The organism is Chryseobacterium carnipullorum, from assembly GCF_003815695.1.
GTDB lineage: Bacteria > Bacteroidota > Bacteroidia > Flavobacteriales > Weeksellaceae > Chryseobacterium > Chryseobacterium carnipullorum.
The window spans coordinates 1,497,437-1,510,863 of sequence record NZ_CP033920.1; the positions used below are offsets into that span (position 1 = coordinate 1,497,437).

A 13,427-nucleotide genomic window follows, 5' to 3' on the forward strand; every position below is an offset into this window, starting at 1 on the left:
ATTAAGGCATTTTATGATATTTAGTACAAAAAAAGAAAAGAAATATACTTTTATAGAGGCGGGAGAAGGACATCCATTGGTGCTGTTGCACGGTTTAATGGGTGGTTTGAGTAATTTCGATAAGATGGTAGATTTTTTTTCGGAAAGGGGGTTCAAGGTATATGTTCCTCAGTTGCCTATCTACGATCTGCCGGTACTCAATACTAATCTTACTACTCTAGCAAAATATATTATCAAGTTTATCGAGAGTCATATGACTGAACCTGTAACCATCGTTGGAAATTCCATGGGTGGACATGTAGGATTGATCATGACTTTAGCAAGACCTGACCTGGTTAAGAATCTTGTTTTAACGGGGAGCTCGGGGTTGTATGAAAGAACTTTCGGAGATAGTTTTCCTAGAAAAAATGACCGTTCTTATATAAGGAAGAAGACAGAAGAGGTTTTCTATGATCCTGCTATTGCGACAGAAGCCCTTGTAGACGAGGTTTTTTCTGTAGTAAATGATAGGATGAAAGGAATAAAAACCGTCATGTTGGCAAGAAGCGCTATCAAACACAATATGTTGCATGACCTTCCTAAGATTACCACACCAACGTGTCTTATCTGGGGAAGACAGGATAACGTAACGCCTCCTGAAGTAGCTGAAGATATGAACAAGTTTATTCCAAATTCAGATCTTTTCTGGATCGAGAAATGCGGACATGCTGCGATGATGGAAAAGCCGGACGAATTCAATGAAATTCTGTACAGCTGGTTAAAAGATAAAGTTTAAAACAAATAATAATAAACCATTAAGAGCTTTTCTTAGTGGTTTGTTTTTCTAAAAAATAGTCAAAAATGGTTATAAAAACGGCAGAATTTGTAAAAAGTAGTGGGAAATGGCAGGAATGTCCTGAACCTACGATGCCTGAGTATGCTTTTATCGGAAGGTCGAATGTTGGAAAATCCTCATTGATCAATGCAATGATGAATCACAAGGACTTGGCAAAAACTTCAGGAACTCCAGGGAAAACTCAGCTGATCAATCATTTTTTAGTGAATGAAAACTGGTATCTGACGGATTTACCGGGTTATGGATATGCAAAGGTTTCAAAATCGATCAGAAAGGATTTTGAAAAACTGATCACCAATTATATTCTGAACAGAAGAAATCTGGTGAATCTTTTTGTTTTGGTGGATTCAAGACATACGCCACAAAAGATAGATCTGGAATTTATCCAGTGGTGCGGAGAAAGTGGAATTCCATTTTCGATTGTTTTCACTAAGGCAGATAAGCTGAAGCCTAATGTTACCCTTCAAAATGTAGAAAATTATAAAAATGAATTGCATAAAACGTGGGCTGACCTGCCTGAATTGTATGTGACTTCTGCGGAAAAGAAAACCGGGGGTGATGAGATCCTGAATTTCATCCAGACCACGAATGAATTTTTGAAAAATAATAGTGTAAGTTTTGAGGAATAATGATCTGGAAAATTAAAACCTTTGATGAGTTTACGGTTCCTGAGCTGTATGCCATTTTAAAGGCCCGGATTGATGTTTTTGTGATCGAACAGAACTGTCCTTATCCTGACCTTGATAATTACGACCAGAAAGGAATTCATATCTGGGCTGAAGAAGACGGGCAGATTCTTGCTTACTGCCGTGTGTTTGATAAAGGAGTCAAATATGAGGAAACTTCTTTCGGAAGAGTACTTACCACAGAACAGGCGAGAGGAAAAAATATCGGAAGGCAACTGATCAGATATGCTGTAGAAACGATAGAAAACCGTTTCCACACTTCTGAAATTAAGATTTCAGCACAGGATTATTTATTAAGATTTTATTCCGAATTCGGATTTATAGATACCGGGAAAAAATATCTGGAAGATGATATTCCCCACACGGAAATGATCAGAAAATAAAAAAGCGAAGAGAAATCTTCGCTTTTTCTATATATGATGAGTGTTTTAGTTTTTTTAGAATTTGTTTAGCCTCTATGTATAATTGCTTGATTTAAGGCATTTACAATCTTTTGAATATAAATTTTATCTTTAGAAATAATACTATTGGCTTCTCCGGAATTTGTACTGATCCTTACTGCATATTCATTCTTTGTTAAAAATAGAATTACAGCACCTATTACTGCGAAGATCGTCCCAACGATTCTGGTATCACCTGAGAAAAGTAATAAAATACCTATAACGATCAGTATTAAAGGAAATCTTCTACTTTTAATGATTTCAAAAACATGTACAGAAGATATATTTCTCATTGCATAGGTCTTTGACTGGGTTACATATCGAGATTGTGTAACGATAACATTTATATCTTTATAAAATGTTGTTTCGCCTGTTGATTGTAAGTTTTCCATAGTCTTGAGTTATTTAGTTACAGCCGGAACAGTATGATCTGTCTACATATTGTTTACTGCTTCCTGTATAATAATAGCACCCTCCTCTTGAACCAACGTAGAGTTGATTTCCATTATAAGTACATCCTCTGTTCTGAGCATAGGATTTTGATCTTTTGGAGCTGGAGCTGCTTTTGTTCTTTTTAGATTTTTTCTTTTGTTTTTTAGATGATACTTCTGTTTTGGAAGCAGTCCTATTTACTGTTGCCGTGAAGCTTGCCGGAAGGAGTAAACCTGTTGCCAAGAGGACTGTGAATAGTAGTTTTTTCATGATAATTGTAATTTTTTAACTTGTCAATTTAAATCCAGCGATCAGCCTAATGATCGCTGGGTAGAGTTTAGGCGTACTGAATTAACTCCCATGTAACAGCATTACCGCTGTAAGGAGGCATTGTATTACCTTCAGAAATTGGTGCTGTTGTGGATGGATTTCCAACAACTTTCCATACTCCTGATTCAGGACATTTTTCTCCTGTCCTTGCTTTTGTTCCTAGTGGTTTTTTTACCATGCTAAATTTTTTTATTGGTTTAACATTTCAAAAATATAAAGCTTATAATTCTGATCCTTATGGGAATCCGTAAAAAGAAAAAACCTTCCAAGAATTTGAAAGGTTGTATATCCTATGTAAAAACAAGATTAAATAATTCCCAGGTCTTTGCAGAAGGCAACCAGCTGTTCATTACTTGCTACATTGAGGTTTTCTTTTAGATTGTTCAGTCTTTTCTCAACACTGCTCAGGCTATTAGGCTTGATATTGTTATTCTGAAGATAGGTGGGGATATTTTTTTGTAATACTCCCTGAGAAAGAAGGGAAACGAGTGTAATGTCATACGACGTAAACTCATAGCTGTTAAGCTTTTTCACTTCCTGTTTAAGGTCAAGTGAGAGGTAGTTTTCATTGACGTATACGGAAGCGATTGCTTTTTTGAGATCTTTGGAATCATTTCGGGCTTTGCGCACAAATCCATTGATCTTATAGTCGTTAAAAAGAGAGTCTATCACTCCTGATTTATGTTCTCCGGAAAAAACAATCACTTTGACAGAGGGGATGAGCTCCCGTACTTCAAGGATCAGGTCCTTTCCTTCTTTGATGGTTTGTTCGCGGTGATCCTCTTCGAAAGAGAGATCGGTGATCAATAAATCATAGTGGTCATTCTCGCGAATGGACTTTTTTACTTTAGCGACTGCATCATCACAGTAATACACATAATCAGCATGGGAGATATTGAGATCTTCCAATGTTTTTTGTACAGAAATACTGCTGCTTTCGTGGTCTTCGGCTATTAAAATTTTTTTGAACATTCTTTAGGTCTTTTTTTAAGAAACAGGAAATGAAATTGTAATCTTCAGTCCTTTTTCGGATTTATTGTCAAAAATAATTTCTCCACAGATAGCGGCAATACGGGTTCCCGTATTGGTGAGGCCATTTTTGTAGATCAAATCTCCCGGAATTCCGATTCCGTCGTCTGTATACTGTATTTTGACAAGGTTATCAGTTCTTTCAAATTTAAAAATAACACGCGACGCCTGGCTGTGTTTTTTCATATTAACCATCAACTCGCGGATGATTTGATAGATATCTTCAAAGGATGATTGAGAAATACCGTTCCAGATTTCGCTTTCATTTCCTACAATATAAGTATCGGTTGTATCATTTTTAAAAGAGGCAATAAGGTTGGATATTCTATCTTTATTGTCCTTTGTATCATGTTCAACATCATGTTTTTCGTAGGAAATGTCTCTGGATTTCTCGTAAACAAACTCCAGCTCGTCTAAGGCTTCTTCTTTATCAAAATGTTCCTGATTTTCTATTTTGGTCATCACTTGATAGATGCCGTTGGCTACGACGTCGTGGACTTTTTTGGAAATCCTTAACTGATCACTTTTTATTTTTAATTCGTTTTCTTTTTTTAATCTTTTTTGCCTTCTCCAGTACCATACGATAATTATAATGATTGCTATAATTAGAGCGGCAACAAGAACATTCTTAATCAACAATTGGTTTCGTCCCTCTGCAATATCAGTTTTCATTTTCTCAACATCAAACCTAATAAGAGCAAATTGATTTTTTGCTTTGTTTCTTGCTGTTTGAATGCTATCATTAACATTATTAAATTTTTGAAAGTTATCTAAATAATTAATAGGGTCTAAATAAATAATTCTCAACAAAGCTTCTTTTTTATCATCAGGGCTTTTAATATTGGAAGCCGTTTGTAACATCTTTTCTGCAAAAAAAAGTGCTTTTATTTTATCTTTTTCTGCAAAGTAATCAGATAATGTTGCATAACTGGCATTTTTCCCCCAATTGTCTTGTTGTGTTTCTCTAATTGCCAATGCCTTATATAATTCTGGCAGTGGATCGTAATTTTTATCATCTAGATATTTTGCTTTGGCAAAATTATTTAAAGCTCTCGAATAATTATTACTGTCCTTCACCAGTATTGCTTTTTGTAGATATTTTTTGGCCAGTTTTATATTTTTTTGGCTTATTAATACATCTGAAATATTATTATAGCATAAATATTCACCCTCCTTATTATCAACGTACTTTAACGCTTTTTTAAATAGCTCATAAGCTTTTTCATATTCTTTAAGAGAGTTAGATGCCATAGCCATATTATTATAATTTATAGCTAAAGTACTTCTCGTAGTGCTGTCTTTTTCATTTTTTAGCAAACTATTTGCTTCCAGCGAAGATTCAATACTTCCATAGAAATCACCGGAACCATTTTGGAGCATTGCCATATTGACTAAAGATTTTGCAGCACCTAATGAATCATTGGTAGAAGTGTAATCACTTTTTGCCAAATTATAATAATAGAATGCTGAATCAGATTTATTTGCAGTACGGAATTGCTTTGCTTTCTCATAATTAAAATTTTTATGACTACTTTCTATGCTGCTTTCCCTTCTACAGGAAAATAAGGTGATTAGTAATAATAGAGAGAAGAATATTTTCATGATAAGTTTTTCCCGCAAAATAAGAAAAAGAGCAGATTTATACAATCCGCTCTTTTACTGAATATTAAGGGTTATTGGATGGAGGCGGTGGGAGTTGGCCCGTATTTCCTCCAATTGGACCTCCATCTCCCGGATCTAAACCTTCTCCAGGGCTACCTATTAGCTGTGCTGTTGCTTGTCCTTGATTGTTACTACATGTTGCCGTGTTGGCGTTATTATTTGAGAATGCTAAACCTAATAGCATCAATATAATCTCGATCATCTTCTTAAAATTTAAAATTTGAGCATTTCTGTAGTTGCCAGTGAAACCGATCACGGGTAGGGCTACACGAATAAAAAATTTGAAGCGCTTCTAAATTTTTGGGAAGTGAACCTTCAAAAACGGAGGAGAAACATCTGCTTCCCAACCCGGAGTTTTCCTCCGTTTTATCTGGTGTTTTTTAAAATCAGTTTCGTATTTTTGTTTTTGTAATGTTTTGTTTTTCACTGATTTCTATGGCAAATTAACGACGAAAGAGGGAGCGGGGGTTAGAAAGTTTTTGGAAAGTTTTTGGAAAGTTTTGTACGGAAAACCGTAATGTTTTTAGTGTTAGACAGAGTATTTTCGACCTAATTTATTTAGTATGTCAAAATTTTTACCCCAGAAAAAGAAATTATTAGAAGATGTCTATGAGAAGGCTTCAAATGAAGCTACTGAAACATCATTTAATGGAATTCTCCTGCATCTTGAACAAATTTTAAAAGATGATTTTGAGCCATTGAGTTATAAATCTTTTGAAAATTATTACAAGGCAATAGTTGAACAAGATGAGGACTATAATATAAAAAGATCGGTTTTAGATAATCTAAGTCGATATTTAGGGTTTGATACCTTTCAACATTACTGTTCTGAATGGAGAACAGTTGAATATAGTATTCAACAAGCAATCTCTAAAATTGTAATCACTATTATCAATAAGCCTATTCTTGAAATGCCTCAGTTTATGAAACAGAATGGCTTAGGGATCATGGAGATAGTATTGCTTTTATGTCTTGTCACAGGAAATGTGGTTTTCTCTAATAATAAGAAGATATCTAATGGCTCTTCGTTCCCATCAAGCTTTATGTCTGGTTTACAAGCGGCTACAGATAAAAAATATATGTATTGGGATGGGGAAAGATATATTGCTACGGATAGCAGCTTTATTAAACCTGGACTTGAAGTAAAGGCTATGAACGAGCATATGTTTCTGCATTTTAGAAAGATCAAAAGAAAAGATACTTTGACAGATGCTAATGCTCTTGGTAGAACCTGGTATTCAAAGTTCTATGGAAATGTTGAATTTTTTACAGATGATGGAGTAGATCCTGAAAATGGAAGGGAATTGAGAAAATCAACCTCTACGATTATTTATAAATACGCAGGGAAGCCAAAAGACTCGGTAGAGGTTGAAGAATAATTTAGACACACAAAAAAAGCGAACATCCACTAGATATTCGCTTTTATATTTTTTATGCCTCATTCAGCATTCCTAATTCTCCAAAGTGTTTTTTAAATTTCTGGATCTTCGGGCCTACTACGGCACTACAGTAAGGTTGGTTTGGATTCACGTTATAATATCCCTGATGGTACTGTTCTGCCGGCCAGAACTTCTCAAACCGGGTAACTTCGGTAACGTATGTTCCAGACCATTTTCCTGAGGCTTCAGAGGTTTTCAGGGCTTCTTCCGCTTTAGCCTTTTCAGCATCGTCTTTATAGTAAATAACGGAACGGTACTGTGTTCCGATGTCGTTCCCTTGTCTGTTCAGTTGGGTAGGATCGTGAAGGAAGAAGAATACATCCATCAGCTGTGCGTAAGAAATGATCTTTGGATCAAACGTGATCTGTACCACTTCTGCATGTCCGGTTTCTCCGGTGCATACTTCTTCGTAGGTAGGATTGTCTTTGTGGCCTCCCGAATATCCTGAGATGGCAGAATGAACGCCTTTAAGCATATTGAAACAGCTTTCCACACACCAGAAGCATCCGCCTCCGAAAGTGATCTGTTCTAAATTATTATTATCCATTGTTCTTAAATTATTTATTTGTTGGTTCCAACGATTCAGCCTAAGCGTAAAATGAGTAAAAAACCAATCAAAAGTAAGAAAAAGTTTTTCATTTTGCATGAGAATTCAGATGATTTAAAACAGAATTGATGCCAGTTTTTCTAACCGCTGAAGATGGGAAAGTGATGTGATTTATTCGCGCAGATTTCACAGATTAAACAGATCATTGCGGCAAAGAATTTCTGGAATAAATGGAATTTGTAATAAAGTAGGGAAAAATCATATGTAAACCTGTCTAAAGATCTGTAGAATCTGTGGAAGCTCAAACCAGATCGATCAATTAAAAGCAAAAAAGCATCCCAAAAGGATGCTTTATATATTATTCTATTGTTGTTCAGTTATTTTTCCCAAACCAAAGCACTTGCTCCAAGAATGGCAGCATCTGCTTCGTCCAGTTCACTGAAAACCAATTTTACTTTATTTCTAAAGATCGGAAGAAGGTTTCTTTCCATATGAAGTTTTGCAGGCTTCAAAATAAAATCTCCCGCCTTGATCACGCCACCAAATAGAAGAATGGCTTCAGGTGAAGAAAACATCACAAAATTAGCCAAAGCCTCGCCCAGTTTCTGTCCCGTATATCTGAACACTTCAATAGCGATAAGATCACCTTTCAATGCGCATTCATGGACTGTTTTCGAGTTGATGGACTCTTCAGGATACTGGCTCAGCATAGATTCAGGAAATTCAGCCCTCATCTTCTTGGCGGTAATCGCAATTCCCGTGGCTGAAGCATACGCTTCCAGACTTCCTTCAGATCCTGTACTCCAGTGCTTTCTTCCGCCCGGTTTTACAATGGTGTGCCCCAATTCTCCTGCAAAACCGTCGTGGCCGTAAATCAAACTTCCATTAGAAATGATTCCACTGCCCACGCCTGTTCCCAGAGTGATCATGATAAAGTCCTTCATTCCCCTTGCGGCTCCGAAAAGCATTTCTCCAAGAGCAGCTGCATTCGCATCATTGGTGATGGTACACGGCAGATTGAATTTGGCATTCATCAGTTCACTGAAAGGAATGAGTCCCTTCCATGGTAAGTTAGGGGCCTGCTCAATGGTTCCTTTATAATAGTTGGCATTGGGAGCACCTACCCCGATTCCGTCAAAGTTGGTTTCAGTACCGTACTTTTCGATCAGGGGTTTTACCTGTTCGTATAAAGCATCGATAAAGTCTTCTACTTTTTCGTACTCATCGGTTCTCAGATTTCCTTTTTCCAGAACTTCACCGCGGTGGTTAACCACTCCGAACTTGGTATTCGTCCCGCCGATATCAATTCCTAGAGCAACTTGTTTTGATAAATCTATTAATGACATTTCTATTTGTAAATTCTAAAGGGTTAAAATTATAAAAAAGATTGTATTAATGGATTATTAACAAAACTTTTATTTAAAAAACTTTTAGGCGGTTTTTGCCGGTTTCTTTTTTCTTCTTCCCCACCAAACCATAAATCCGGTTACCGGCAGTGATGCGCAGATGAGGCTGACAATGAATGCGATGATCTTCGTAGGAAGTCCCAAAATGGAACCTACATGGATATCATAGTTGGCCCCTACTGCTTTTTCACCAAAGTTTTTGTCCTTAGGATCATGGGTGTGGAGCAGTTCTCCCGAGTTTTCATCAAAGATCAGGCTGCTGCTTTTGTGATAAGAATAAGAAAGATGCTTGACATACACCTCAAAATTCGGGTGTTCATGATCATCCATATGCTCGTGGCCAAGATCAATTGCGAAACCAAAAGAATCAGGATATTTCTGTATAACCGTATTGATCACTTTGTCCAGTGTTCCTTCCGTTCTTAATTCTATCGGAGCTTTGGTTTTAATGTGAGAGAAATCCGGATATTGGGTTTCTCCGCCGGAGAAGATCACATAGATCATCGCCTGTACAACGAAGAACGCATAAAACAATCCTGTAATGGTAAAGATCAACGCAAAGATAGAGGAGTAAAAACCAAGGATGTTGTGAAGATCATAGTTCTTTCTTTTCCAGCTTTTGATATTTTTCCATTTGAAAGAAAGACGCTGCTTTCTTGCCGCTTTATTTTTAGGCCACCAAAGTACAATTCCGGTGATCAGCATGATCAGGAATATGATCACGGGAATTCCCACGACATACGGTCCCCAGTCCTGCTTCAGCAAAAAGCTCCAGTGGATCATTTTTACAATATTGAAGAACCCGTTCTTTTCATCATAAACCCTGAGAACTTTTCCTGTGTAAGGATTTACATAAGCGGCTTTATAAACCGGCAGTTCATCAAAATAATTCCAGGCCTTCGTGTTGTGTTCATACCAATAAAAAATATAAGATCTCTTTTTATCAATCGGAACATTCACCCAGTGAACCGGATATTTTTCTTTGACCTGTTCTACAACAGATTTCTCCATCATTCTGATAGGAAGAACGTTTTTTTGTTCGATATTCTGTTCGTTATGATAGATCACGTCCTTTCGGGTAAAGTTTTCCAGTTCGTCTTTAAAAACATAGAGCGCTCCTGTAATGGAAATAATAAAGATCAGAAAGCCAATCCCCAGACCAAACCAAAGGTGCAGTTTGGCTGACCATTTTTTAAAGAAACCCGGTTTGTTTTTATGATGATGTTTTTTCTTCATATCGCAGTTCAAAGTATCGCAAAGATAAGTTTTACTTTTTATTTAGATTAATTAAAATTTATATTCAAGCATCAGCGTCCCTCTTCTTCCCAGTGAGTTCACGAATTCACTGTCACGGGCAGACCACCATGCAATCGCGGGTTGATACATTCTGTTGAATACATTTTCAACGCCTGCAGAGACTCTCCAGTTCCTATTGACTTCGAAACTTGCTTTAAAATTAAAAACAGTATAGTCAGGAACATAGCCTTCTCCGTAGGCAAACATTCCTGTTTTGGCGTTAGTCTGGAACCTGTCCTGCTCAAAAGCGTGAATCATATCAGCCCCGAGAGATAAAGAAGGTATTGGTTTTACCTGAAGGTAGGCCAGTACTTTAGGCGCAGAAATGCGGCTGTTGTTGATTTTTGCTGAATAATCTCCGTCGTCTTTGATAGAAGTAATGCCTTCCATCCAGCTGTAGCTTCCTCCGAAGTTGATCCATTTAGCCGGCATAAAATGTAAGAATCCTTCCACACCGTAAACAATTTCCGGAGATCTCTGTATCGTTAATGCTCTGTCCGCACTCTGTACAAATGAAGCGCCTAGTTTTGATGTACTTACATAAGAAGTAATCTCGTAGTTGATCCATTTGGAGATCTGTCCCGTCGCACCGAATTCATAGTTGTTCACGATGATCGGTTTGGTTTCAAGATTTTGAATGGTACCTTCTGTTGAGGTTCTGAGGATTCTTCCTAATTCATTGATAGAGTAGGACTGTGAGAAGCTTCCGAACAGATTAATGAAAGATTCAATATTGTAACGTACCCCTAAATTGGCGACCAATGCATTGTATTTTAAATCTCCACCGGTCACAAAGATACTTTTGGTAAATGTCCCGTCACTTTTAATAGTAGAAAGGGTATTGAAATCTCCGACTTTCACACGCATGTTTTCATAACGGAGACCTCCTTTGATGGTTAATTTTTTTAATAAATCAATTTTAACCAAAACGAAAGGGGCAAGGTTGGTCATATTCATATCCGGTGTCCAGTAACGTCCGTCTTCCAGCTTCTGGACGGTCTGATCGTTAAGGATATCCATTCCGTACATGATTTCACCCTGAGAATCTTTAGCCGACCACAGTTGAGTGTCGAAGTTGAATCTGACTCCGTACTTTTTAGAGATTACGTTGGACTGTCCTCCTCCGGAGAAGGTATCGCTGTATCCGTATACAGTCCTGAAATCCTGCATATAAGCATTGAAATTCAGTGAAGTTGTTCCACCAAAAAGGTTCTGATTGTCGTAGTTGATCCTGAAATTATGGTTTCTCGGTGTTCCCTGAGGGGTGGTTTCAAGATTTTTTCCTACACCTTCTCCTATGGTTGGGGTAATCCCGTATTTTCCTGTTTTTAGTCCTAAGTTAAGGTCGGATTTAGAGGCATATCCGATGTAGGAAGCTTCAATTCTCTGATCTTTGTTGATATTGTAACCTACTTTAAGCATTCCGTTGTAGTTGTCCATTTTTGCAGGACTGTAGGTCGGGGTAAGGTTTACGCCGTCGGCATCTTTCATATAGCCTGTTCTTTCGTAGGCGAGAGAGAAGACGTAATCAAATTTATTCACCTTTCCGGATAAGAGCTGGCTGGCCCTCACTCCAAGAGTTCCGCCATACGTTTGACCTGTAAAACCGAGCTGAGTAAGTCCGGAAATATTTTTATCGGATTTGCTTCTTCTCGTGATGTAGTTGATGATCCCGCCATCTGCTCCGTTTCCGTAGATGGAGGACGCTCCTTTGATCACTTCAATTCTTTCAATCACGGAAGGATCGATAGACCTTAGATCTCTGGCTCCGTTTCTGAGTGGAGTAGACTGGGGAATTCCGTCGATAAGAACAAGAACCTGGCGGCCTCTCAAGGTCTGCCCTGTATTGGATGTTTGTCCCGAGTTGGTTCCTAAACTTGGAACGGTATATTGAAGAATGCTGGTAATATCTGAATTGACGGTCAGCTGAGACTGGATCTGCTTTTCGGCAACAATCGTTACGGAGCTGGGTATTTCTTTGATATTTTCTTTTTTTCTGGAAGCAGTCATCACGACTTCATCCACGCTGTTGGTCTGCAGGCTGTCCTTAACCTGTGCAAAAACGGCAACCGAACCTAAGCATGCAGCTGATATAAGCGCTTTTTTCATTATATTTTCTTTCCTTGTTTTTTTTGTTTTCCCCACCATACCAAAAATCCTGTCACAGGAAGTGAAGTACAGATGAGTCCGGTAATGAACCATAGAATTTTTCCGAACAGTCCGAAGTAGGACCCTGTGTGGATGTCATAATTGGCATTGGCATATTTTTCAGCGTTGCTCAGTTTCTGATGAGGTTTTTCAGCCAGCAGTTTTCCGGAATATTTGTCAAAGGCCAATGCATTTCTTTCACTGAATTGTCCTTCTTTGCCATAGACCGTAACCGGAATATTTTTTAATTCCTTCCCTTTTTTGTTTTTTCCGTTCAATGGAATTCTGAAACTGGAAGAGGTAGGATATAATTTTCTGGTTTGCTGAGCGGTAAGGTCATAAACCGAAGCATTTTTCAACATAAGGGAATCAGGAGATTTAATTTCCTTGTCTTTAGGCTGTTCCAAAGATCCTGAAAGGGCAAGATTGAATGTGTTTTTCACATACGGATAGGCAAAATAGATTCCTGTAATGCTGATGAGTAAGGCGAAAAACGAGGCATAAAAGCCTAATACATTATGAAGATCATAGTTTTTTCGTTTCCAGGTCTTCACATTTTTCCAGCTGAACCAAAAGCGTCCTTTTCTTGCTTTTTTGTTCTTCGGCCACCATAATATAATTCCGGTGATCAGCATGAAGATAAACACCACAGTAGGAATTCCCACCACATATTTTCCCCATTCGGAGTTCAGAAGAAGACTCCAGTGGATGTATTTCAGAATGGTGAAAAAGCTATATTTCTCATCGTAAACGGCCAGAATTTTTCCGCTGTACTGGTCCACATAGACGAGCTTATTGATCTTGAACTCTTCAAAATAATTCCAGCCTTTTTTATTTTTTTCGTAATAGGAAAAACGGTAGGATTTATTTTTATCCAAAGAAATTTCTACCGTGCTCAGTGGATATTTTTCATTGAGTTCAAGACTTACTTTTTCCTTAAGAACGGCAATAGAAAGTGGTGATGTTGAAGATTTCTGTACATAAATCGCTTCTTTTCGGAGACTGTTCTGTATTTCGTCTTTAAAAACATATAAAGTTCCGGTAAGCGAAACAATAAAAACAATGATACCAACGGACAAGCCCAACCACAAGTGCAGCTTGGAAGACCATTTTTTTGTAAAAGAAACTTTCTTTTTATGGAGGTGCTTTTTCTTCATAGCAAAAAGTTAACCTCCGG

General features: G+C 37.6%; 14 protein-coding genes. 4 read left to right on the forward strand and 10 right to left on the reverse strand.

Annotated elements, in window-relative coordinates:
- Window positions 1-13: 13 nt before the first annotated feature.
- The 3 genes from EG346_RS06915 (at window position 14) to EG346_RS06925 (ending at window position 1,904) form a co-directional block, all read left to right on the forward strand.
- Window positions 14-775, forward strand: coding sequence for an alpha/beta fold hydrolase (locus EG346_RS06915; RefSeq protein ID WP_073328678.1), 762 nt, complete (start codon window positions 14-16; stop codon window positions 773-775).
- 65 nt (window positions 776-840) lie between these two features.
- Window positions 841-1,464 (forward strand): ribosome biogenesis GTP-binding protein YihA/YsxC, encoded by a 624-nt coding sequence (gene yihA / locus EG346_RS06920; protein WP_073328680.1) that lies wholly within the window; start codon window positions 841-843, stop codon window positions 1,462-1,464.
- Window positions 1,464-1,904, forward strand: coding sequence for a GNAT family N-acetyltransferase (locus EG346_RS06925; protein WP_123877663.1), 441 nt, complete (start codon window positions 1,464-1,466; stop codon window positions 1,902-1,904). The genes yihA and EG346_RS06925 overlap by 1 nt, the downstream gene beginning before the upstream one ends.
- Before the next feature lie 65 nt (window positions 1,905-1,969).
- Here EG346_RS06925 and EG346_RS06930 read toward each other — a convergent pair whose 3' ends face one another.
- The 5 genes from EG346_RS06930 to EG346_RS06945 all read right to left on the reverse strand — a co-directional run bounded on the left by EG346_RS06930 (window position 1,970) and on the right by EG346_RS06945 (window position 5,354).
- Window positions 1,970-2,353, reverse strand: coding sequence for a DUF6232 family protein (locus EG346_RS06930; protein ID WP_073328685.1), 384 nt, complete (start codon window positions 2,351-2,353; stop codon window positions 1,970-1,972).
- A gap of 13 nt (window positions 2,354-2,366) precedes the next feature.
- Window positions 2,367-2,663, reverse strand: a complete 297-nt coding sequence (locus EG346_RS06935; RefSeq protein WP_123877665.1) for a hypothetical protein — start codon at window positions 2,661-2,663, stop codon at window positions 2,367-2,369.
- Between the two features lie 67 nt (window positions 2,664-2,730).
- On the reverse strand, window positions 2,731-2,901 hold the full coding sequence (locus EG346_RS24765; RefSeq protein ID WP_164466346.1) for a hypothetical protein: 171 nt from the start codon (window positions 2,899-2,901) through the stop codon (window positions 2,731-2,733).
- Window positions 2,902-3,029: 128 nt separating this feature from the next.
- Window positions 3,030-3,695 (reverse strand): response regulator, encoded by a 666-nt coding sequence (locus tag EG346_RS06940; RefSeq protein ID WP_073328696.1) that lies wholly within the window; start codon window positions 3,693-3,695, stop codon window positions 3,030-3,032.
- Between the two features lie 15 nt (window positions 3,696-3,710).
- A complete protein-coding gene (locus tag EG346_RS06945) occupies window positions 3,711-5,354 on the reverse strand; it encodes a tetratricopeptide repeat-containing sensor histidine kinase (RefSeq protein ID WP_123877667.1) in 1,644 nt (547 codons plus the stop codon).
- Between the two features lie 623 nt (window positions 5,355-5,977).
- On the opposite strand from EG346_RS06945, the gene EG346_RS06950 reads away from it, so the two are divergent.
- Entirely contained in the window at window positions 5,978-6,793 is an 816-nt protein-coding gene (locus EG346_RS06950; RefSeq protein WP_123877669.1) for a hypothetical protein, read from the forward strand.
- 52 nt (window positions 6,794-6,845) lie between these two features.
- On the opposite strand, the gene msrA is transcribed toward EG346_RS06950, so the two are convergent.
- From msrA to EG346_RS06975, 5 genes are all read right to left on the reverse strand, one after another.
- Window positions 6,846-7,400 (reverse strand): peptide-methionine (S)-S-oxide reductase MsrA, encoded by a 555-nt coding sequence (gene msrA / locus EG346_RS06955; RefSeq protein ID WP_123877671.1) that lies wholly within the window; start codon window positions 7,398-7,400, stop codon window positions 6,846-6,848.
- Window positions 7,401-7,777: 377 nt separating this feature from the next.
- Entirely contained in the window at window positions 7,778-8,746 is a 969-nt protein-coding gene (locus EG346_RS06960) for an ROK family protein (protein WP_073328711.1), read from the reverse strand.
- An 84-nt stretch (window positions 8,747-8,830) separates the two neighbouring features.
- Window positions 8,831-10,042 (reverse strand): PepSY-associated TM helix domain-containing protein, encoded by a 1,212-nt coding sequence (locus EG346_RS06965; RefSeq protein ID WP_073328714.1) that lies wholly within the window; start codon window positions 10,040-10,042, stop codon window positions 8,831-8,833.
- A gap of 51 nt (window positions 10,043-10,093) precedes the next feature.
- Entirely contained in the window at window positions 10,094-12,211 is a 2,118-nt protein-coding gene (locus tag EG346_RS06970) for a TonB-dependent receptor (RefSeq protein WP_123877673.1), read from the reverse strand.
- Entirely contained in the window at window positions 12,211-13,407 is a 1,197-nt protein-coding gene (locus EG346_RS06975) for a PepSY-associated TM helix domain-containing protein (RefSeq protein ID WP_123877675.1), read from the reverse strand. The genes EG346_RS06970 and EG346_RS06975 overlap by 1 nt, the downstream gene beginning before the upstream one ends.
- Window positions 13,408-13,427 lie beyond the last annotated feature (20 nt).

What these genes read in the sequence shown, in the direction of transcription:
- EG346_RS06915 (WP_073328678.1), top strand. Translation starts at nt 14, where the DNA reads ATGATATTTAGTACAAAAAAAGAAAAGAAATATACTTTTATAGAGGCG.
- yihA (WP_073328680.1), top strand. Translation starts at nt 841, where the DNA reads ATGGTTATAAAAACGGCAGAATTTGTAAAAAGTAGTGGGAAATGGCAG.
- EG346_RS06925 (WP_123877663.1), top strand. Translation starts at nt 1,464, where the DNA reads ATGATCTGGAAAATTAAAACCTTTGATGAGTTTACGGTTCCTGAGCTG.
- EG346_RS06930 (WP_073328685.1), bottom strand. Translation starts at nt 2,353, where the DNA reads ATGGAAAACTTACAATCAACAGGCGAAACAACATTTTATAAAGATATA.
- EG346_RS06935 (WP_123877665.1), bottom strand. Translation starts at nt 2,663, where the DNA reads ATGAAAAAACTACTATTCACAGTCCTCTTGGCAACAGGTTTACTCCTT.
- EG346_RS24765 (WP_164466346.1), bottom strand. Translation starts at nt 2,901, where the DNA reads ATGGTAAAAAAACCACTAGGAACAAAAGCAAGGACAGGAGAAAAATGT.
- EG346_RS06940 (WP_073328696.1), bottom strand. Translation starts at nt 3,695, where the DNA reads ATGTTCAAAAAAATTTTAATAGCCGAAGACCACGAAAGCAGCAGTATT.
- EG346_RS06945 (WP_123877667.1), bottom strand. Translation starts at nt 5,354, where the DNA reads ATGAAAATATTCTTCTCTCTATTATTACTAATCACCTTATTTTCCTGT.
- EG346_RS06950 (WP_123877669.1), top strand. Translation starts at nt 5,978, where the DNA reads ATGTCAAAATTTTTACCCCAGAAAAAGAAATTATTAGAAGATGTCTAT.
- msrA (WP_123877671.1), bottom strand. Translation starts at nt 7,400, where the DNA reads ATGGATAATAATAATTTAGAACAGATCACTTTCGGAGGCGGATGCTTC.
- EG346_RS06960 (WP_073328711.1), bottom strand. Translation starts at nt 8,746, where the DNA reads ATGTCATTAATAGATTTATCAAAACAAGTTGCTCTAGGAATTGATATC.
- EG346_RS06965 (WP_073328714.1), bottom strand. Translation starts at nt 10,042, where the DNA reads ATGAAGAAAAAACATCATCATAAAAACAAACCGGGTTTCTTTAAAAAA.
- EG346_RS06970 (WP_123877673.1), bottom strand. Translation starts at nt 12,211, where the DNA reads ATGAAAAAAGCGCTTATATCAGCTGCATGCTTAGGTTCGGTTGCCGTT.
- EG346_RS06975 (WP_123877675.1), bottom strand. Translation starts at nt 13,407, where the DNA reads ATGAAGAAAAAGCACCTCCATAAAAAGAAAGTTTCTTTTACAAAAAAA.